This is a genomic window from Halomonas sp. LS-001 (assembly GCF_052983955.1).
Map to the genome: position 1 here is coordinate 3132314 of NZ_CM129816.1, position 20486 is coordinate 3152799.

Annotated in this window: 15 protein-coding genes; 5 read left to right on the top strand and 10 right to left on the bottom strand. The window is 54.5% G+C overall.

The annotated features are described in order from the left end of the window. Positions 1 to 32 precede the first annotated feature (32 nt). From ttcA to ACU6TU_RS14085, 3 genes are all read right to left on the bottom strand, one after another. Positions 33 to 989, bottom strand: a complete 957-nt coding sequence (ttcA, locus tag ACU6TU_RS14075) for a tRNA 2-thiocytidine(32) synthetase TtcA (RefSeq protein ID WP_447142021.1) — start codon at positions 987 to 989, stop codon at positions 33 to 35. A 200-nt stretch (positions 990 to 1189) separates the two neighbouring features. Continuing rightward, complete coding sequence (locus ACU6TU_RS14080; protein WP_447142022.1) at positions 1190 to 1852, bottom strand: DNA polymerase III subunit epsilon; 663 nt, start codon at positions 1850 to 1852, stop codon at positions 1190 to 1192. Beyond that, positions 1849 to 3666 carry a DUF294 nucleotidyltransferase-like domain-containing protein gene (locus ACU6TU_RS14085; RefSeq protein WP_447144262.1) on the bottom strand — a complete coding sequence of 606 codons (1818 nt, stop codon included), beginning with the start codon at positions 3664 to 3666 and terminating at the stop codon, positions 1849 to 1851. Before ACU6TU_RS14085 ends, ACU6TU_RS14080 begins: the two co-directional genes overlap by 4 nt. Positions 3667 to 4563: 897 nt before the next feature. On the opposite strand from ACU6TU_RS14085, the gene ACU6TU_RS14090 reads away from it, so the two are divergent. From ACU6TU_RS14090 to ACU6TU_RS14105, 4 genes are all read left to right on the top strand, one after another. Then, positions 4564 to 4824 (top strand): DUF4212 domain-containing protein, encoded by a 261-nt coding sequence (locus ACU6TU_RS14090; RefSeq protein ID WP_309654414.1) that lies wholly within the window; start codon positions 4564 to 4566, stop codon positions 4822 to 4824. Positions 4825 to 4830: 6 nt separating this feature from the next. Further along, positions 4831 to 6627 carry a sodium:solute symporter family protein gene (locus ACU6TU_RS14095; protein ID WP_447142023.1) on the top strand — a complete coding sequence of 599 codons (1797 nt, stop codon included), beginning with the start codon at positions 4831 to 4833 and terminating at the stop codon, positions 6625 to 6627. A 183-nt stretch (positions 6628 to 6810) separates the two neighbouring features. Continuing rightward, positions 6811 to 7326, top strand: a complete 516-nt coding sequence (locus ACU6TU_RS14100; RefSeq protein ID WP_447142024.1) for a hypothetical protein — start codon at positions 6811 to 6813, stop codon at positions 7324 to 7326. A 144-nt stretch (positions 7327 to 7470) separates the two neighbouring features. Next, positions 7471 to 11418, top strand: coding sequence for a hybrid sensor histidine kinase/response regulator (locus ACU6TU_RS14105; RefSeq protein WP_447142025.1), 3948 nt, complete (start codon positions 7471 to 7473; stop codon positions 11416 to 11418). 62 nt (positions 11419 to 11480) lie between these two features. Here the strand turns inward: ACU6TU_RS14105 and ACU6TU_RS14110 are convergent, their stop codons facing one another. The 3 genes from ACU6TU_RS14110 to ACU6TU_RS14120 form a co-directional block, all read right to left on the bottom strand. Continuing rightward, the gene (locus ACU6TU_RS14110; RefSeq protein WP_447142026.1) at positions 11481 to 12143 is read right to left on the bottom strand and encodes a LuxR C-terminal-related transcriptional regulator; all 663 of its coding nucleotides are present in this window, start codon (positions 12141 to 12143) and stop codon (positions 11481 to 11483) included. Positions 12144 to 12483: 340 nt separating this feature from the next. Beyond that, positions 12484 to 14433 carry an acetate--CoA ligase gene (gene acs / locus ACU6TU_RS14115; RefSeq protein WP_447142027.1) on the bottom strand — a complete coding sequence of 650 codons (1950 nt, stop codon included), beginning with the start codon at positions 14431 to 14433 and terminating at the stop codon, positions 12484 to 12486. A gap of 239 nt (positions 14434 to 14672) precedes the next feature. After that, positions 14673 to 15245, bottom strand: coding sequence for a SprT family zinc-dependent metalloprotease (locus tag ACU6TU_RS14120; protein WP_447142028.1), 573 nt, complete (start codon positions 15243 to 15245; stop codon positions 14673 to 14675). 38 nt (positions 15246 to 15283) lie between these two features. Between ACU6TU_RS14120 and ACU6TU_RS14125 the strand changes: the two genes are divergently transcribed. Continuing rightward, complete coding sequence (locus ACU6TU_RS14125; RefSeq protein ID WP_447142029.1) at positions 15284 to 15931, top strand: YecA/YgfB family protein; 648 nt, start codon at positions 15284 to 15286, stop codon at positions 15929 to 15931. Positions 15932 to 15950: 19 nt separating this feature from the next. On the opposite strand, the gene ACU6TU_RS14130 is transcribed toward ACU6TU_RS14125, so the two are convergent. The 4 genes from ACU6TU_RS14130 to aceF all read right to left on the bottom strand — a co-directional run bounded on the left by ACU6TU_RS14130 (position 15951) and on the right by aceF (position 20470). Then, positions 15951 to 16676, bottom strand: a complete 726-nt coding sequence (locus tag ACU6TU_RS14130; protein WP_447142030.1) for a class I SAM-dependent methyltransferase — start codon at positions 16674 to 16676, stop codon at positions 15951 to 15953. Continuing rightward, positions 16658 to 17356 carry a tRNA (adenosine(37)-N6)-threonylcarbamoyltransferase complex dimerization subunit type 1 TsaB gene (tsaB, locus tag ACU6TU_RS14135; protein WP_447142031.1) on the bottom strand — a complete coding sequence of 233 codons (699 nt, stop codon included), beginning with the start codon at positions 17354 to 17356 and terminating at the stop codon, positions 16658 to 16660. The genes ACU6TU_RS14130 and tsaB overlap by 19 nt, the downstream gene beginning before the upstream one ends. 145 nt (positions 17357 to 17501) lie before the next feature. Further along, a complete protein-coding gene (gene adk, locus ACU6TU_RS14140; RefSeq protein ID WP_447142032.1) occupies positions 17502 to 18158 on the bottom strand; it encodes an adenylate kinase in 657 nt (218 codons plus the stop codon). A 287-nt stretch (positions 18159 to 18445) separates the two neighbouring features. Continuing rightward, positions 18446 to 20470, bottom strand: coding sequence for a pyruvate dehydrogenase complex dihydrolipoyllysine-residue acetyltransferase (gene aceF / locus ACU6TU_RS14145; protein ID WP_447142033.1), 2025 nt, complete (start codon positions 20468 to 20470; stop codon positions 18446 to 18448). Positions 20471 to 20486: the final 16 nt, after the last annotated feature.

Consider the following 20486-nt stretch of genomic DNA (forward strand, 5'->3'; position numbering starts at 1 on the left):
TCCAGGCCCGGCTACTGACTCAGCTACCGATATTAAGCGCCATCAAGGTTAACGGTGCGGATACGGTCGGCCATCATGTCAGCCTGCCTGGCTTCCAGACCCTCGAAGTCGAACAGCTGCCGGTCAGCCAGCTGCGAAGGCGCAACGTTAGTCACCGCCTTGAACATGCTTTCCAGCCGCCCCGGGTGTTTTTTATCCCATTCAGCAAGCATTGCCTTGACTGTCTGGCGCTGCATATTGGGTTGGGAGCCACACAGGTTGCAGGGAATGATCGGAAATTCCATCAGGCGGGCGAACTCGGCAATATCGGCTTCTTTGCAGTAAGCCAATGGCCGGATCACGATATTCTTGCCGTCATCAGACAATAGCTTCGGCGGCATGGATTTAAGCGTACCGCCGAAAAACATGTTCAGAAACAGGGTTTCCAGAATATCTTCACGATGGTGCCCCAACGCCACCTTGGTCGCGCCAATTTCCTCGGCAAAGCCATACAGAGAACCACGCCGTAGCCGCGAGCACAGTGCGCAGGTCGTCTTACCTTCCGGCGTTTTTTCCTTGACCACGGAATAGGTGTCACGTTCAAGAATGTGGTAATCGACACCCAGTTGATCAAGATACTCAGGCAGAACATGTTCAGGAAAGCCTGGCTGTTTCTGGTCGAGATTGACCGCCACGAGCGAAAAATTCACGGGCGCATTACGCTGTAAATTGCGCAATATCTCCAGCATGGTGTAACTGTCTTTCCCACCAGACAGGCAAACCATCACCTTATCGCCTTCTTCAATCATCCGGTAATCAATGATGGCATTACCAACGTCGCGACGTAGGCGCTTTTGGAGTTTATTGAATTCACGCTTCTGCCGGGCATCCGCCACGCTGACACCCGATGGATGCGTCTTATCTGCCTGTGAGTCAGACAGTGGGGTCTTCACCGGGTCGAAGTGATCAACAAATGGTGTGGCTGATGATAGAGACGTAGACGTTGACATAAACACGGGCCCAAACAGTCGTAGTGCAGCAGAGAGGAAGTCGGCAGCTTTTCAAACGGTGCATTCTAACAGCTTATTTTAACGACTGCTGAGGCTGAAAAACACACAACAAGACAACGAATCGTTATATTCGGGCGGTCTTATCCAGGTGTGGAGGCATTTCAGCGCAGATCCAGCCGACGCCAGCTCTAACGCCAGCTCTACTGTGTCAGACGCTGTAATTTAAGATAGAGCAGTGCACTTGCCATCGCTTGATCCAGTACGCTGTTGAGGTCTGACAAGGGAATTTTCCAGTGTCTTGCCGCCGTACTCAGTTGTTTGGGCGCTTCAAGATGGGGCTGGCGGCGGCGCAGCATGCGCTGATAGTGATGGGCAAGATCTATCTGCGCATTGGGCAAGGTAAAGCCTAGATGCTTACGCAATGCTTTGTTGAAAACAGTTAACTGCTCTGGCAGAGACCATCCCAGCAAAGGACGATTTCCCAATGCACAAACCAGAGTTTCTAGACTGCTTGCATCACGAATCAATGACGTTTGTGGCGAGTGCAGCAAGCCATGCTGACGCTGCGTCGCTGTGCTGTGAGAGGTGTCTCTGTCGGCGTCAGCCGCAGGTAACAACGTCACGACCTGCGCTTCGCTGATTTTCAACCGCTGAGGCGTAAACGGTAAAATAGCGAGCGTTACCACACCGCCCGCCCCTTGATGGCAGGCTAAGGCAACCATTTCCTCTCCCATATAGGGCTGAAACAGCCAATGAAAGGGGGAATGGATATGACGGCGGCGATCACTTTCCCGGCGCAGCAAGGTACGCAGCGAGCCATTGAATAAGCTCACGTGGCGGTCAATCAGTGCCATGCTGCTCACGAATACTCCAGATGATAACGATGCGAAAGACGCTGTTTGAAATCCTTGACGATGTGTAACGCTTCACGCAGTAAATCTCTCTCAAGCGACGAAAGCTCCTGCACCACCACGCGGTCTGAACGTTTGCTGTCATTCGATGTTTCTTCATCGAGTTGCTGTTTCAGGCGTAATTCAGTAAACAGTGCCAACGCCTCCCCCAGATCATCAGCAAAACGGCGCTTCAAGCGGCCGTCTTCCACCAACGCATCAAGACGCTCAAGGGTCGAGGTGGCAAGAATCCGGCGCTCCAACGCCATAGTGCGCACCCCATGTACAATAGGAAAAATCCCGCCTTTTTTTATATCAATTCCGTGTTGGGGCTTCTTAAGGGAGCCAAACAGGGTCAAGGGAGTGGAAAACCGCAGCGCCGTGCGGGCAAAGTAGGAAAGTAACAACTCATCCCGGGTGCCAAGATCAAACAGGGTATCGCGCACCTGATCAAGCAGGGCCGGGTTACCTGCTACCGCATGGGCATCCAGCATGATGGCCAGTTTCATCAGGCTATCGCCATCACGCGCATCGACCCACTTTGCAATCCGCCGTCGCCATTGGCTCACCGTGCCCACCCACTCAGGATTGGAAACCATGATGTTGCCAGGGCAAGGCGGGTACCCCAGTTTGATCAGCGTCTCGGTCAGGCGCTGCATGTCGTCACTGACATGCGGCCATTCGAGCGCATCATCCAGAATCAGGCCATTATCCTGATCGGTTTTCAGGATCTGTTCGCCGCGCCCTTCGCTGCCCATCACCATCAGACAGCTATCCCCATGAAAACGCTCATCTATCGTGAACTGCCACGCCTTGCTGATAATCCGCCCATTCAAGGCGGCCAGCAAGTCCATGGCGAAACGCAGTTTTACACCCTGAGCCATCAGGGCGTTAACCAGCTCAGGCGTGCGCTGACTGGCGGCCGCCAGCGTTTCCAGGTCATTGGCCTGTTCCACTTGAAGGCTGACCACATAACTGCGACTTGAGAAGTAGCTCAGCACGTCGGTCAGCTCAACGACGCCTTTAACCGCGTCACCTTCCATGACCACCACTCGGGAAACTTTATGGCGTGTCATTAATACCAGGGCTTCAAACAGGTACTGAGCCGGGGCAACGGTCACCAGCGAAAAGTGCGCAATATCCACCACTGGACTGCTCTGGGGCAGCCCATCCATGACCAGGGCATTGAGCAGATCGGTTTTGGTCACCATACCGGGTTTGCCATCATGCATCACCAGCACGCTATCCGCATGGCGATCATTAAGCTGTTTAACGGCGTCGGTAATATCGGTATCTGCCTGCATCATCACCGGTTCGCGCATACACTCCTTTGCCTGCGCCAACATGAACCCGGCCATAGTGACGCCACCTTCGGCACGCTTTTCTGTCAGCAGGCGCGCTTTGTGCGCCAACGTCTGGCGAAAGAAGTCGCCAAAGTCAGGGTAGTCGCGACACAGTTGCTGAAACAGGCCTTTCGGTAAGAGGTAACACAGACACTCCTGCTCAGCCGTAAAACGGTAACGACTTTTACCATTCAGAATACTGATCGCACCAAACAGATCACCTGCGGTGTAATGACCGATCCGCGACGTCGAAGAAGGTAGCGTAGGATCCACTTCCGCCACTTCCCCCTTGTGAATCAGAAACACATACTCGCCCGTCTGCCCCATTTCCAGAATGGTTTCCCCACGGTCGTAATACGCCATGTCCAAACCTCTGCGCACATGGTCACGCCCGGCCTCATCCAGCATCGTAAACGGGGGTTGTGTCAGATCCACTTCGACCATGTGGGCCACCTCATTGGTTGGCGTATGAAACGTCACTGAAGGCATCAGGCCAAACGCCTGTTAAACCATCATCAACGCCAGTATTGGTTGACATACATCACCACTTTTTCTTCCAGGGCCTGTTGACTATGGGTATACCGACTTTAGGGTCTTATAAGCAAGTCTATCGGAGTTATACCTTACTCTATGCGCCTTTCGTTGCAGCCAAAGAATTGTTAAAAACCCCAAAGAAACACGTATCAATTAACACAAAGTATTAATCCTTAAGTGGATAAAACTAAAGTTAATCATACCAAAGTTAATAACACCACGACTAATAAAACCAAAGTATTACCCGCCATCCCACCTGACACTTAAGGGTAGCTCAAGCAGACCAACAGAGCTTTCAACAAAGTTCTTAAAAAAGTTCTCAAAAAAGCCCATGCTCAGATTCAGGAAAACACTTAATCGAGCTACCAACCGCTCTAAAAGACGTCAAAAGCGGCCTTCTTCGGCTTTCTAGACTATTGTCCTATAGCCTGAAAACCTCCTCTAAAAACGCCAAAAAACACAATAAAATATAAAAAAATCAACGTTTTAAAAAAAACTAACGGAAGCTATACTTTCTTTGATACCAAAGTATGGGATTTATTTTCATGCATTTTTGCCCACTATGCTTAGCGAGTCACTCAGGGTGATCGCACGTTACCCACTTTCTTCATTACTAACGTCACATGATAAAACAACCTGATTTTCCCGCTAACGACGAACAACAGCGTATAACTGGTCAGCGTTTTCCGGAAAATCAGTAAGGTTAGATATCACGTTGAGTGACACCCAAGCGTGCGATTGCCCTGATGGGTCTAACACTAAGGGTTAACTTTCCAAGCCTAAAAATCACAAGTGGAGAGCAACACTATGGCAGACGATAAATCTAATGCTGCTGAATACTGGAAAGCGAACGTCCGTACCATCATAGGATGTCTCGTTGTCTGGGCTTTCGTTTCATATGGCTGCGCCATCCTGTTTCGCCCGCTGTTGGCGGGGATTCCGGTAGGAGGGACGGATCTTGGCTTCTGGTTCGCCCAGCAAGGTTCTATTCTTACTTTCATCGTGCTGATCTTCTTCTATGCCTGGAAGATGAACAAGCTCGACGAAAAATATGGCCTGGGGGAGTAAGCCATTATGAGTCAGTTTGCTATTAACCTTCTGTTTGTTGGCGCCTCATTCGCCCTTTATATCGGCATCGCGATATGGGCTCGTGCCGGCTCAACAAAAGATTTCTATGTCGCTGGTGGTGGTGTTCACCCGATTACCAACGGCATGGCAACCGCCGCTGACTGGATGTCAGCTGCTTCGTTTATTTCCATGGCAGGCCTTCTTGCCTCTGGCGGCTACGCCAACTCTACCTTCCTGATGGGGTGGACCGGTGGCTACGTCATTCTGGCGATGTTGCTGGCCCCTTACCTGCGCAAGTTCGGCAAGTTCACGGTGCCTGACTTTATCGGCGACCGTTTCTACAGCCGTACCGCACGTCTCGTCGCGGTTATCTGTCTGATTGTCGCGTCGGTGACCTATGTTATCGGTCAGATGACCGGTGCGGGCGTTGCCTTCTCGCGTTTCCTTGAAGTCTCCAATACCTGGGGTATCTGGATTGCCGCGCTGATTGTCTTCCTTTACGCCGTTTTCGGCGGCATGAAAGGCATTACGTATACCCAGGTTGCCCAGTACATCGTACTGATTATTGCCTACACCATTCCGGCGGTGTTTATCGCCATGCAGCTGACGGGCAACCCGATTCCGATGTTCGGCATGTTCAGCACCCATACTGAGTCCGGTATCCCGCTGCTGACTAAACTGGATGATGTTGTCAATGCACTTGGCTTCCGTGACTATACGGCGGATGTGGATAACAAGCTCAACATGGTGCTGTTCACCCTGTCGTTGATGGTCGGTACCGCAGGCCTGCCCCACGTTATCATTCGCTTCTTCACGGTTCCCAAGGTCGCTGATGCACGCTGGTCAGCCGGTTGGGCATTGGTGTTCATCGCCCTGCTTTACCTCACTGCGCCTGCGGTGGGTTCCATGGCGCGCCTGAACCTGGCGACCACTGTCTATCCGGCAATGGCAGGTCAGGTGGAAGACTATGACGCCGCAGCGGCTGATGCCCTTGTCTACGAAGAACGCCCTCAGTGGATTCGCACCTGGGAAGAAACAGGACTGATCGCGTTTGAAGACAAGAATAACGATGGCCGCGTGCAGATCTACAACGAAGGTAACGAAGACTTCGCTGCAACAGCACAGGAACGCGGTTGGAACGGTAACGAGCTGACCGTCAATAATGACATTCTGGTACTCGCCAACCCTGAAATTGCCAACTTGCCTGCCTGGGTCATCGGTTTGATCGCAGCGGGGGGTATTGCCGCAGCATTGTCCACAGCAGCGGGGCTGTTGTTGGCCATTTCGTCGGCGATCAGTCACGATTTGATCAAAACCATGATCAATCCGAATATCAGTGAGAAAGGCGAGATGTTGGCAGCGCGTATTTCCATGGGGGGTGCCATCCTGTTGGCTACCTATCTGGGTCTCAACCCACCCGGGTTTGCTGCGCAGACGGTCGCCCTAGCCTTCGGTATCGCAGGGGCATCGCTGTTCCCGGCACTGATGATGGGTATCTTCTCCAAGCGCATCAACAATAAAGGCGCTGTGGCGGGCATGCTCACCGGTCTGATTGCCACCCTTGTGTATATCTTCACTTACCTGGGCTGGTTCTTCATTCCGGAAACCAACATGCTGCCCAATACACCGGATAACTGGATCTTTGGTATCTCACCACTGTCCTTCGGTGCGATCGGTGCAATGCTCAACTTCGCCGTGGCCTTCATTGTGGCTAACGCCACTGAAGAACCTCCGCAAGAAATCCAGGACCTGGTGGAAAGCGTTCGCTATCCGAAAGGGGCTGGCGGTGCAGTGGATCACTGATTCATACTAGTGACCCCGTCACCATCAATACCGGGCGTGGTGCACGCATAACGCTCGGATTGATCTCGAATCGGGCTTCCCTCTGGGAGGCCCGATGCCGTTTAGAAAGCCCAGGCAACTCAATGTTTTGGCATAATGGCCTAGCAAACGCCCAACGCCTCTCAATTCAAGGATCGCCCTATCATGATTTGGCATTTAATCGCCGCCGTGTTTGCCGGACTTGCCGCCGCAGGGATTGGCCTCTTTCTCCGCACGTTAAGTGGTAAACGTCTCCCCAAGTGGATCATTCCTGTCTTTGCTGGCCTGGGCATGCTGGGTTATCAGGTCTATACGGAATACACCTGGTTTGATCACAAACAGCAGCAACTCCCGGAAGCGGCTGAGGTTGTCTCCAGCCAGACCAGCAGCGCCGTCTGGCGCCCGTGGACCTTTGCTTTCCCGATGACGACCAAATTCACCGTTGTCGACCGGGAAAGTATCAACATTACCGAGACACCGGCTCGCGTGGCAGCGTTCATGCTTTACCATTTTGAGCGCCACTATACTGATGCGGTGACACCACAGCGTTACCTGCTCAACTGTGAGTCTCGTGAACTGGTGCCCGTCAAAGCTGACAGTGGTGAGCCCGACACTCAGGCCAGCCAGGTTCTGCGCGAGGGTGCTGGCACCTACAAGGCAGTGTGCTCAACGGACCGTTGATGCAGGCGCACCCTGACACACCGGCATGCGCTGACGCTGCCACTGATTTCCCCTAGAATAAGCCCTTGCGTGCCAGCCTGTTGCTGGCCATGAACCTGATCAACACAGCCAAGTGGCTGTCTCTGGCGCTTGCGGGGAATTTACATGTTTCACGGCGGACTCCTGATTGCCGTATCGCTGACCTATATTGCGATACTGTTCGGCATTGCCTGGTATGGCGACCGGCGGGCTCGCACGCACGGCGCCAGCCGTCGACGTCCCATCATCTATAGTTTGGCGCTGGCGATCTACTGCACCTCGTGGACGTTCTACGGCGCGGTTGGGCAGGCGGCAACAGCGGGCTGGTCGTTTGCCAGTATCTTTATCGGACCCATTCTGACCTTTCTGCTGTTCTGGCCCGTGCTCGCCAAAATGATTCGTGTGGCCAAGCACCAGAATGTCACCTCTATCGCCGACTTTATTGCTTCCCGCTATGGGAAAGCCCAGTCGCTGGCGGCGTTTGCCAGCCTGGTCGCCCTGTTTGGCACCTTGCCTTACATTGCGCTGCAGCTGAAAGCGGTTTCCACTTCCTTCAGTGTGCTGACGGATGCCAGTGACGTCACCCGAGCGCCTTTATTTGCGGACACCGCCTTTTATGTTGCTGTCGTCATGGCCGTGTTTGCGATCATTTTTGGCACCCGCCACACCGATGCCACCGAACACCACGAAGGGCTGATTCATGCGGTAGCATTTGAATCATTGATCAAACTGGTGGCATTTCTGGTGCTCGGCGCTGTGGTGACCTGGGGCATGTTTGATGGTCTGGGCGAACTTATGACGTTTGCCGAAAGCCAACTGCAGCTGCAGCGTCAGTTAGCCAACCAGGATTTTGGCCAGGGGTTCTGGGCGCAGACGTTGCTCGCCATGCTGGCCATTCTTTGCTTACCCCGCCAGTTCCATGTTGCCGTGGTCGAAAACACCCACGGCGACGACGCACGCAAAGCCCGCTGGCTGTTCCCGCTTTATCTGGTCGCCATCGCCTTTTTTGTTGTTCCGTTAGCGGCGGCCGGCTTATGGATGTTTGGTGACAGCGGGATCGAAGCAGATACCTATGTGCTTTTCCTGTCCATGGCGTCGGGCCATGACTGGTTAACACTGTTGACCTTTATCGGCGGGTTCTCCGCATCAACGGGGATGGTCATCGTAGCGGCGGTTGCCGTATCGATCATGATCTCTAATGAGATTGTCATCCCGGCACTGTTCCGCCTGCGCTGGTTCGATACCAAAGCCCGCGATTACGGCCGCCTGGTGCTGCGCGCGCGCCGCCTGACCATCGTTGCCGTGCTGGCCATGGCCTATGGTTTCTATCAGCTGATTGCCGAATTCACCTCGCTGGCCTCAATCGGTATGCTCTCGTTTGCGGCGGCCGCTCAGTTTGCACCGGCGTTGATCGGCGGTTTGTACTGGAAGCGTGGCAATCGTCTCGGGGTCATTGTCGGGATGAATGCCGGCTTTCTGATCTGGGCCTATAGCCTCTTGATGCCCGCCATGATTAATGCCGGCGTCCTGCCTGCACACTGGCTTGGCGGCGGTCCCCTTGACCTTGGCTGGCTGTCACCCACCGCGCTCTTCGGGCTTAACCTGAGCGATGCGTTTACCCATGGGGTCATGCTGTCGCTCGGGGTCAACCTGTTCTGCTATATCTTTGTTTCGCAAGTGACCTCGCAGCGCGTGGTCGAGCGAATTCAGGCATCCCTGTTCGTCGACAGCGTGGAAACCCGCCAGACATCCGTCAACCGCCCCTGGACGGGCGCTACCACTGTCGGCGACCTCAAGGTTTTGTGTGAGCGCTTTCTGGGCGCTAACCAGGTAGCCCGAGCCTTTGATGACTACGCGCGGCGTACCGGCAAACCACTGGAAGACAGCACCCGCGCCTCCATTGACATCATCCAGTTTACCGAGCGCTTTCTAGCCTCGGTACTTGGCGCTTCTTCGGCACGCATCGTCGTCAACTCTGCCCTGCAAGGACGGGGCATCGGCATCTCTGATGTCATTTCCATTGTCGATGAAGCCTCTCAGGTCCTTGAGTTCAACCGTGCCCTGCTTCAAGCCACCATCGAGAACATCAATCAGGGCATCAGCGTGGTCGACCAGAATCTGCGGCTAGTGGTGTGGAACCAGCGTTATCTGGAGCTTTTCCGCTTCCCTGACCACCTGATCCGCGTGGGTGCACCGATTGATCGCATCTTCCGTTACAACGCTCACAACGGCGAATACGGCCCGGGCGACCCGGAAGAGCATGTCCAGCTGCTGCTGGACAACATTCGCGATGGCCAACCCCACCGCTACGTGCGTTACCGCCAGGATGGCAGCGTACTGGAAGTCCAGGGCAACCCTATGCCCGGCGGCGGCTTTGTGTATACCTATCAGGATATTACCCAGCAAAAGCGCATTGAAGAGGCGTTGATCCGCTCAGAAAACAATATCCGGATTTACACGGATAACGTGCCCGCTCTTATCGCCTATTTCGATAAAGAATGTCGTTATCTGTTTACCAACCGCGCCTACGAGCAGGCGTTCGGGATTGATCGCAATGCCGTCATTGGTAAACGCAATGACGAAGTGCTCTCCGTTCGCCAAGCGGAAGAACGCGCGCCCTGGATAGCCCGTGCTCTAAACGGAGAACGTGTCAGCTTTGAAGTGTCATTAAGGTTTAATGACACCATGCGGTACATGCTGGTGACCTACACCCCGCACTTTGGCGACAGCCAGGCTATATTAGGTTTTTTTGCGCTTTATCAGGATATTACCGAGCGCCGCCAGGCGGAAATTGCGCTTAAGGAAACCAACGAAACTCTCGAAGTGAGAGTTCGCGAAAGGACTCAGGCGCTTTCCGAGGCCAATGCCGCGCTGCGTCAGGAAAACCAGGTTCGCGCCGAAGCCGAGCAGGCGTTACGTCAGGCCAAGCAGCTGGCTGAGGATGCTAACGCTTCTAAAACCCGCTTTCTTGCCGCAGCCAGCCACGATCTGCTCCAGCCGCTCAATGCCGCGCGGCTGTTCACTTCTGCCCTGCTGCAAGGCCAACACGATGACAACACCCAGCGGATCATCCATCATATCGATAACTCGTTACAGGCTGCTGAAGAGCTTCTGGGCACCCTGCTCGACATCTCCAAGCTGGATGCTGGCGCCCTGACGCCGCGCCGCAATCACTTTGCCCTGGCCGATATTTTTCAGCCGCTACGCGCGGAATTTGACGTCATGGCCGATGATCGTGGGCTGGACCTTGACGTAGTGCCAACTCAGCAGTGGGTCGACTCTGACCCTCAAATGCTGCGGCGCATTGTGCAGAACTTTCTTTCCAATGCCTTACGCTATACGCAGCAAGGCCGTGTATTACTGGGCTGTCGTCGACGCAATGGGCGACTAAGCATTGAAGTGTGGGACAGCGGCCCCGGCATTCCTGAATCCAAACTCTCGGAAATTTTTCAGGAGTTTCGCCGTCTTGATCAGGTCTCGCGGCATAAAGAAAGTGAAAAAGGCCTAGGGCTCGGGCTTTCAATTGCTGACCGTATGAGCCGCGTTCTTGACCATCCGATCAAGGTGCGCTCCTGGGAAGGGCTTGGCACCGTCTTTTCCGTCAGTGTTCCCATCGTGCCCGCGCGTGAACAAAGCAGTATTGAGCAGGAACCCAGAGCACGTCGCGCCAGCAACAAACTGGCGGGCACACGCATTGTCTGTATCGACAATGAAACGCTGATTCTGGAAGGCATGACCGCCATGCTGAGCGGCTGGGGCTGTGAAGTGTTTACGGCGACCAGTATCGGCGGTGCAAAATCGATTCTGCGCAACATGGATGGCGACCCGGATGCCATCCTGGCCGACTATCATCTGGACAACGAAGTCACCGGGCTGATGGCCCTGGAAGCATTGAGCGAACGACTGGAAGGAGCGGTGCCAGGCATTGTCATTACAGCTGACCGCACAGAAGAAGTGGCTGAGGAAATCAAACGCAGCGGTTACCAGCTATTACTTAAACCGGTACGTCCGGCGGCCCTTCGAGCGCTGTTGACGCGCACGCTGCAGGCCAGCCGAGCCGGAGGTGAGGTTTGAGTTTGTGAGGCGTGAATAGTGAGTCGTAAGCCGTTCCACCCACACCATTCACCATTCACCATTCAGGAAGACACTTTCGGCGGTTCCACTTCCAGTTTCTGGGCGGCAATGACCGCCTGGGTGCGCGAGTGCACGCCTAGTTTGCGCAAAATAGCCGTTACGTGAGCTTTAATGGTCGCTTCCGAAACGCTTAACTCGTAGGCAATCTGCTTGTTGAGCAGCCCTTCGGTCAACATATTGAGCACACGAAACTGCTGCGGCGTCAGCGAGGCAATCGCTTCGGCAAACTTGGTTTCCTCTTCACTGCTTTCATCCAGAACACCCGCCAGCGACTCTGGCAACCATACTTCGCCGTCGAGTATTTCGCCAACCGCTTCAGCAATCAGCTGCAGTGAAGAGGATTTGGGAATAAAGCCGGAGGCACCGTAATCAATTGCCCGGCGTACCACGTAGGGTTCGTCACTGCCGGACACTACCGCCACCGGGATATCGGGCATATGGCCGCGCAACTGAATCAGGCCGGAGAAACCATGCGCACCTGGCATGTGCAGATCCAGAAGAATCAGGTCAGCGTCAGGGTGGCGATTGACCACTTCCGAGGTGGCTTCCATGGTGTCGGCTTCAACGATGTCCGCCTGCGGGGCCAGCTGGCGCAACGCTTGGGTCAGCGCCGCGCGAAACAGGGGATGATCGTCCGCAACAATGAATTTATGGGCTATGGCCATGGATATTCCTCCGGTTCCTTAAGCAGCGTTAGTAGCGTGCTGCCGCGACGCTAAGCTTATTCGGTGTTGGCATGGTACCCCATGGCGTTATCCATTCCCAAGCGTCACTTGAACAAATTGTCACATTTCCGGTAAGAAATCAGCCAACTATTGCTCAAGATCATACTAATGCACGTTTATGGGGAATACTGCCATGCGGGGATCGTTCATAAAAACCAGATCATAAGAGCGAGCCATACAAAAACCCTGTGCCGGTTACGATACCGGCACAGGGTGAGAAGGCACTGAAAGCAGGTCAGCGGAACACAATGCCTACCGTTACCCTGGCAGTCTAGCGCGATTATTTGACCGCACGATGCTCAATCAGCTCATCCACGACGCTTGGATCCGCCAAGGTACTGGTATCGCCAAGGCCATCACATTCATTGGCAGCAATTTTGCGAAGGATACGACGCATGATCTTGCCGGAGCGGGTTTTAGGCAAACCAGGCGCCCACTGAATAACATCCGGTGAAGCAATCGGCCCGATATCCTTGCGCACCCATTTAGTGAGCTCTTTCTTCAGCTCGTCAGTAGGTTCAACGTTATCATTGAGAGTGACATAAATATAAATGCCCTGCCCTTTGATATCATGCGGGAAGCCAACCACTGCTGCTTCAGCGACGGCATCATGCGCCACCAGAGAGGATTCAATCTCGGCGGTACCCATACGGTGGCCAGAGACGTTCAGGACGTCATCGACACGCCCCGTGATCCAGTAATAACCGTCTTCATCGCGGCGGCAACCGTCACCGGTAAAGTACATGCCGTCATAGGTCGAGAAGTAGGTCTGTACAAAGCGATCATGATCGCCCCAGATAGAACGCGCCTGACCTGGCCAGGCATCGAGGATTACCAGATTGCCTTCTGCAGCCCCTTCGAGAAGATTGCCTTCGTTGTCCACCAACGCTGGCTGCACGCCAAAGAAAGGCACAGTAGCAGAGCCCGGCTTCAGCGGTGTTGCACCCGGCAACGGAGAAATCATGATGCCCCCCGTTTCGGTCTGCCACCAGGTATCCACGATCGGGCATTTTTCATTGCCGATGACGCGATAAAACCACTCCCAGGCTTCCGGGTTGATTGGCTCGCCCACCGACCCCAGAAGACGCAGGCTATTACGCTTGCTGGAATCCATCACATTGTCACCGTGAGCCATTAAGGCACGCACAGCCGTTGGCGCGGTATACAGAATATTGACCGAGTGTTTATCGACAATATCCCCCATTCGCCCATGCGTCGGGTAGCTTGGTACGCCTTCAAACATCAGCGTCGTTGCGCCGTTGGCCAACGGCCCGTAAACAATATAGCTATGGCCGGTGACCCAGCCGACATCCGCCGTACACCAATAGATTTCACCTTCCTGGTAATCAAATACGTACTGATGGGTCATCGACGCATAGGTCAGGTAACCGCCCGTTGTATGCTTAAGACCTTTCGGCGCGCCAGTCGACCCGGAGGTGTACAGGATGAATAGCGGATCTTCCGCATCCATGGCTTCGGCGTCACACTCGGTGGATTGTTTATCAACCAGTTCGTCGAACCACAGATCACGGCCTTCTTTCCACTCGACGTCGCCACCGGTGCGCTTGACGACCAGTACGTTCTGGCAGACATCGGTGCCATCACGGGTCAATGCGGCATCGACGTTATCCTTCAACGGTACCTGCTTGCCACCACGCACGGATTCATCAGCGGTGATGACCAGTCTGGAATCTGCGCCGATGACACGTTGAGCCACCGCATCCGGTGAGAAGCCGCCGAAAACAACAGAGTGAACCGCGCCGATACGGGCACAGGCCAGCATGGCCATGGCCGCTTCAGGAATCATCGGCATATACAGCGTAACGGTGTCGCCTTTTTTGATGCCGAGTTCTTTTAGCGCATTAGCTACCTGATTGGTGCGCTCGTAAAGCTCACGATAGGTAATATACTTTGAGTCCGCCGGATCATCGCCTTCCCAGATAATAGCCGTCTGGTCAGCGCGGGTTTCCAGATGACGATCCAGGCAGTTGGCCGCAACATTAAGCTGGCCATCTTCATACCAGCGGATATCTACGTTCTTACGGTCATAAGACGTATTCTTGATCCTGGTGGGCGTTTTGATCCAATCCAGGCGTTTTGCCTGCTCGGCCCAGAAGCCTTCCGGGTCATCAACTGACTGCTGATACATGGCCTGATACGTTTTTTCATCGGCCCACGCATTGGCGGCGATAGAATCGCGTACCGGATAGACCTTCTGATGTTCGCTCATGTAATTACCCCTGTCCGTGAAAATGCACTTTCTGTTGTTAGCTATTTTCTATAACGCAGTTTTTGAACAACGCATCACAGCAAACGTTACATAAGAAAGCAGCTTTTGAGAATGCTGTCGGCTTGTAGTATTTGGCTATTTCGACATCAATAGTGTGCGACTAGCATAAACCTCAAGGAGCCGCCTTCCCTTTAGACATTGGTATTAACATTTTATTCTTAAATAACAGTAAGTTATGTTTATTTTTCCGACGATTCCTGACCACAATAGACCAAGGTCTGAGCACAGATTCGACAACGATAGCGCCGTCCCCGGCGTACCTGGGCATGACGCTGCGGGGTAAACGCATGTTGTTGGCATGCGCATTGATAGCGATAGGGTCGGCGCTGCGCTTGCCCAATATCAAAGCGGTGTGTCACTCGGGGAGATAAACCAAACAGTTGGCGCATCACTGTCTGCCATTCACGCCCATGAGGTTTCATTTTCAGCCCATCCTGCAGGTGAAAAACCAGCCAATGTGCCATTTCATGGGGAATCACCTCTTCGAAAAACGCCTCTCGGTTTTCTGCCAGTAACACCGGATTAAAGCGTAACCCTCCTCGCCTCAGGTTCGCCTGCCCAGCCCCGGCGCCTCTCAGGTCAAACCATACGCCTGGGCACGGCAATACCGGACAGACTTCCAGGCACCGTTGCCATGCCTGCTTCACTCGCTCTCGCGCCGCATGCTCAAGCTCGATTGGGCTAAGTTCGGCCAGCCGATCTCTTGGCCAGGCAGGCAGAGGTGCCACCGGGTTTAATGATAAACTGTCCATAATCTATCCTGTAACGCCAATGACCCGTGAGGCCTTGTATGTCAACGCGCTCTGATGATTCATCACAATCCCTGCCGCCGCAACCTCTGTTGGAAGACGAGGACCTTGATCGTCTCGATGAGTTTCTCGACTCCGACAAAGTTGATGAAGATGCGTTGGACCTGATTTCCGCACATGGCTTCATGGTAGCGCTGGCGGTGGCGCCGAGTGAACTTCCTGCCACTCAATGGCTGGCAGAACTTTTCCAGGGCGAACCCCGTTATCATGATAATGCCGAACGTGATGACATGATTGGTCTTCTTTCCAGCTTGCGCCTGAATGCCATGGCTGTTCTGGAACAGGGCGGCTTGCCTGAACTCCCGTTCGAACTCACGTTGGGCGGTGTAGCGCCGGAAGAAACGCCCATCGGCGATTGGTGCGCAGGCTTCATGGAAGGTGTCTTCTGTGATGAAAGCGCCTGGTTTGCAGAAGATGAAGAAGCAGCGGCCACTCTGCTGCTGCCTTTCATGCTGCTTTCCGGACTCTTTGAAGACGAACCGGACATGGCCGAGCTAGCGGGCGATATCGAGCGTCAGGAGGCTCTGGTAACCCAGCTGCCTGAACTGGTGCTGGATCTGTATCTCAATTACCGCGTTCCGCCGGAAACGCCCAAACCCAAGCCGCGCACCAAGCGCCCACGCCGCTAACCGCGGTGTTGTGGGTATATTACTCGGCGGCTTTCAATGAGCGGTGAACATATAGATCATAACGGCTGGTTTTGCCTTCCAGTACGTGATGTGGTGCAGGCCCCTCAATCGGCGGTGCTTTACGTGGCCGTTTGACAACCACTCGATGGGTAGCCGTTGCCAGCGCCATTGCCAGAAGCCTTGGCGCATCATTATCGTCACCAGCCAGTTCCCGAAACAGGCGCATCTCTTTTTTGACCAACGCTGATTTTTCGCGATGTGGGAACATCGGGTCGAGATGGATCACCTGCGGCACAAACGCTGCACTGGCAACAAGAGTATCCAGCGCTTGTGCCGCATCCCCTGAACGCAGTTGCATTCTAGCGGCAATCTCTGCGGTTTCCGGGCATTGCGCTGCTCGCCGTAAACCGTCTTCCAGCAAGGCGGCAATGGCAGGCACACGCTCAATCATCAATACCGGCGCTCCCAGGCTCGCCAGCACAAAGGCATCTCTCCCAAGCCCGGCGGTGGCATCGACAATGCTGGGCGTCACACCGCGTGCCAGCCCACATGCTTTGGCAATCAACTGCCCTCGCCCGCCACCAAAGCGACGCCGATGAGCGACTTTTCCCGCGGTGAAATCCACGCGTAGCGGTTTGCCGTAACGCGTTTCATCCCCTGCCAATACCACGCCGTCCTCGCGTAATTCCAGCGCCAGACCAGCTGGCAGGATCAGCGTTTCCAGGTTCATGCCGGTTTTTTCCATGCCACGTCATTACGCAGATAGACCGGCTGCACCCGATACGCCTCTTGCCCTAATCCGGCATCGAAATCACGCGCGGCCAACCAGGCCATCTCCTCGGCACGCGGCTCAAGGTCCTCCAGGTGCTGCAACATAGAGGCCTGCACTTCGGCCGAAAAATCGGGCCAGCGCGTGAAACCGGAGCCTACGCCCACCCATTCCACCTCATCAGCGGGTAAACGAAAACGCTCAGGCGCCAATACGGCTTCATCACTGACCAGCGTCAGCTTGTCCTTGACGCAGCGCCAGCTAGCGATGTAGACCTCACCCATGCGTGCATCCAGCGCTGTCACCAGATGCTGCAGATGGAAGCGGCGATGGGCCTGCAAGGCAAGCGCGGCAAGCGTGGACACCCCGATTAAAGGGCGGTTGAGGCCGTAGGCCAGGCCTTGCGCGGTGCCAGCGGCAATGCGCAGCCCGGTAAATGAGCCAGGGCCACGCCCGAAAGCCACCGCATCCAGCTGGGTTGGCTGAACGCCCGCTTCCGCCAATACCTCATTAACCATCGGCATCAAGCGACGTGTGTGGGCACGCGGGGTCATTTCAAACCGCGCAAGGCAGGTTGTCTGTTCAGCGTCTCGACGCAGCAAAGCGGCTGAACAGGCGCTGGAGGAAGCGTCCAGCGCCAGCAAAAATAACGACATGGCAAAGCCACTCTTGATAAGAAGTGAAAAAGGCAGATCTATACGGCAATATCAAAACAATATGGGGATTATACCGCTGCCATATCCATACGACGATGGCCCGCACAAGGCGGGCCATTAAAAAGTCGCAGAGAGCGAGTGGGTCTTACTTTGCCAATGCTTCTTTTACCTGACGCGTAATGTCATCAACGCTACCCACGCCTTCTACACGATGATAGGTCGGCGCGGCGGACGGATCTTCTTTCGCCCACTGCTGATAATAATCGACCAGGGGAGCTGTCTGATCATGGTAGACCGCCAGACGGTTGCGTACCGTCCCTTCTTGGTCATCATCCCGTTGAATCAGCGCTTCGCCGGTAACATCATCCTTACCGGCTTCTTTAGGCGGATTGTACTCCACGTGATAAACGCGGCCAGAGGCCGGGTGAACCCGACGCCCCGCCAGGCGATTCACAATTTCTTCATCCGGCACGGCAATTTCCATGACATGATCAAGCTTGACGTTCGCCTCTTTCATGGCATCTGCCTGAGGAATCGTGCGCGGAAAGCCATCAAACAGGAAACCGTTTTCACAATCCGGCTGGCTGATACGTTCTTTGACCAGATCGATAATGATATCGTCAGAGACCAGACCTCCTGTGTTCATGATCTCCTTTACTTTAAGCCCTAACTCGCTACCGTTCTTGATAGCCGCTCGCAGCATGTCACCTGTAGAAATCTGCGGAATATTATACTGCTCGCAGATAAATTGAGCCTGAGTCCCCTTGCCTGCGCCTGGGGCGCCTAACAGGATCAAACGCATGGCACTGCTCCTTTATTATCGATCTAGAAAATAACAATTGTGAAAAAATAAGTTCCCGACAATACCTGTGACGCTCGGGTGACACAACTCACCAAAAGCCTCATTTGCAGGAAAGGCACGATTTTATTCTTTTGAAACAGAATATTACCGCAAGATTGCACTTTGGTCGCCTGACAGGGAATGACACTATTATTTTGCCACTTATCCTCGTCAACCAATCACTCAGGTCGCATGGACGAAAAACGGCGCCTGACGGCGCCGTTGTATCGATCAACGTAATGTTTACCTTACAGCAATAAACGACGGATATCGGTTAACAGATCCGCCAGGAAAGCCGTAAAACGAGCCGCATCCGCACCGTTAATCGCTCGGTGGTCATAAGACAGCGAAAGCGGCATCATCAAACGCGGCTGGAAAGCACTGCCATCCCACACCGGTTTCATCTGCGCTTTCGACACACCCAGGATCGCTACTTCCGGCGCGTTAACAATTGGCGTAAACGCAGTACCCCCAATCGAGCCAAGGCTGGTGATGGTAAAGCAACCACCGGTCATCTCATCGCGCTTGAGCTTCTTGGTTTGGGCTTTCTTGCCAAGTTCTGCCATTTCCTTGGCAATCTCAACCAGCGACTTTTGGTCGGCATTGCGTACCACAGGCACCATTAAGCCATCAGGCGTATCCACGGCGATGCCGATGTGTACGTAGTTTTTCCACACCATGGTGTCGCCGTCGCCCTTCAGGCTGACATTGAACTGGGGGAATTTACGCAGCGCAAAGGCACAGGCTTTGACCATAAACGGCAACGGCGTCAGCTTGGCACCCTGTGCTTCAACTTCGGCTTTCATCGCCTTACGGAAGGCTTCAAGCTCGGTGATATCGGCTTCGTCAAACTGCGTCACGTGCGGCACGTTGAGCCAGCTACGATGAAGGTTGGTCGCCCCCATCTTAAGCAGGCGTCCCATCGGCTTTTCTTCCACCTCGCCGAACTGGCTGAAGTCGACTTCTGGAATCGGCGGAATACCGGCACCACCTGCCGCTGCAGCCGGGGCAGCACTCGACTTGGCGCTCGGCGGATTCGCCAGCGCCTGCTTGACGTAGTTCTGAATGTCTTCTTTCAGCACACGATCTTTGGGGCCAGTGGGTTGAACCAGCGCCAGATCCACCCCCAGCTCACGCGCCAGCATGCGCACCGCAGGGCCTGCATGAACCAGCTTGCCATCGCGAGGCTTATGAGAAGCCATTTGCGCTTCTGGGCTCGGGGTCCCCTGGGGTGACGCCGCCGGTTTAGCGCTTGACTGACTCGCACTCGACGACGCTTTTTCAGGCGCGGCCTGCTTCGGTGCCGCTTTTTTAGCGCCGCCCGACCCGGCCACTTCGATATAGCCGATCACATCGCCTTCAGAGACGGTGTCCCCCTCCTTCACGGTAAGCTCCAAGAGCTTGCCTTTGTAAGGGCTAGGCACATCCATTGAGGCTTTGTCAGACTCTAATGTGATCAACGGATCTTCTTCGTTAATCTCGTCACCTGCCGAAACGCCAATTTCAATAATCGGCACATCCGCAGAACCTGACAGATCCGGTACTCGGATCTCTTTGCGCTCGGGCTCATCGCTACCGACGTCTTCTTCAGCGGGCGCTTCTTGCGGCTCGCTAGTGCCTTGACTGGCTGTCGTTTGTTCCGGCGTGTCGTCGTTGTCGTCACCGCCTTCGCCAGCAATTTCCATCTGGCCGATGACATCACCTTCCGAGACGGTATCGCCTTCTTTGACGGTCAGCGCAACGATCTTACCGCCATGCGGGCTGGGCACATCCATCGAGGCTTTATCAGACTCAAGGGTGATCAAGGTGTCTTCAGCGTTGACGTCATCGCCAGCACTCACGGCCACTTCAATGATTTCAACGTTGTCTGAACCGCCCAGGTCCGGCACTTTAATATCGACTGTCTGCTTGCCGCCGCTGGCTTTTTTCGGTGCAGGCTGAGATGACGGCTGTTTCGCAGGCGCATCCTGCGCTGCGCTGTTCGTTGATTCAGCTTCAGACGCTTGCGCGGACGCGTCACTGGCGTCACCGCTGCCTTCTGCTTCAATCTCGACGATATCGTCACCCTCCGAGACCGTATCGCCTTCTTTCACCAGTACCTTGATGACCTTGCCGCCTTTCGGGGCAGGTACATCCATACTGGCTTTGTCAGATTCCAGGGTGATCAGGGTGTCTTCCGCTTCAATGACATCGCCTTCCGACACCGCAATCTCGATGATTTCAACATCGGTGTCACCGCCGATGTCGGGGACTTTGATGATTTCGCTACTCAAGGTCGCGCTCCTTTAC

Excerpts from the sequence above, each read along its gene's own strand:
- acs (WP_447142027.1), bottom strand. The coding sequence starts at position 14,433 with ATGAGCGAACATCAGAAGGTCTATCCGGTACGCGATTCTATCGCCGCC.
- ACU6TU_RS14085 (WP_447144262.1), bottom strand. The coding sequence starts at position 3,666 with ATGGTCGAAGTGGATCTGACACAACCCCCGTTTACGATGCTGGATGAG.
- ACU6TU_RS14105 (WP_447142025.1), top strand. The coding sequence starts at position 7,471 with ATGTTTCACGGCGGACTCCTGATTGCCGTATCGCTGACCTATATTGCG.
- ttcA (WP_447142021.1), bottom strand. The coding sequence starts at position 989 with ATGTCAACGTCTACGTCTCTATCATCAGCCACACCATTTGTTGATCAC.
- ACU6TU_RS14120 (WP_447142028.1), bottom strand. The coding sequence starts at position 15,245 with ATGGACAGTTTATCATTAAACCCGGTGGCACCTCTGCCTGCCTGGCCA.
- ACU6TU_RS14125 (WP_447142029.1), top strand. The coding sequence starts at position 15,284 with ATGTCAACGCGCTCTGATGATTCATCACAATCCCTGCCGCCGCAACCT.
- ACU6TU_RS14090 (WP_309654414.1), top strand. The coding sequence starts at position 4,564 with ATGGCAGACGATAAATCTAATGCTGCTGAATACTGGAAAGCGAACGTC.
- tsaB (WP_447142031.1), bottom strand. The coding sequence starts at position 17,356 with ATGTCGTTATTTTTGCTGGCGCTGGACGCTTCCTCCAGCGCCTGTTCA.
- adk (WP_447142032.1), bottom strand. The coding sequence starts at position 18,158 with ATGCGTTTGATCCTGTTAGGCGCCCCAGGCGCAGGCAAGGGGACTCAG.
- ACU6TU_RS14110 (WP_447142026.1), bottom strand. The coding sequence starts at position 12,143 with ATGGCCATAGCCCATAAATTCATTGTTGCGGACGATCATCCCCTGTTT.
- ACU6TU_RS14130 (WP_447142030.1), bottom strand. The coding sequence starts at position 16,676 with ATGGAAAAAACCGGCATGAACCTGGAAACGCTGATCCTGCCAGCTGGT.
- ACU6TU_RS14095 (WP_447142023.1), top strand. The coding sequence starts at position 4,831 with ATGAGTCAGTTTGCTATTAACCTTCTGTTTGTTGGCGCCTCATTCGCC.
- ACU6TU_RS14100 (WP_447142024.1), top strand. The coding sequence starts at position 6,811 with ATGATTTGGCATTTAATCGCCGCCGTGTTTGCCGGACTTGCCGCCGCA.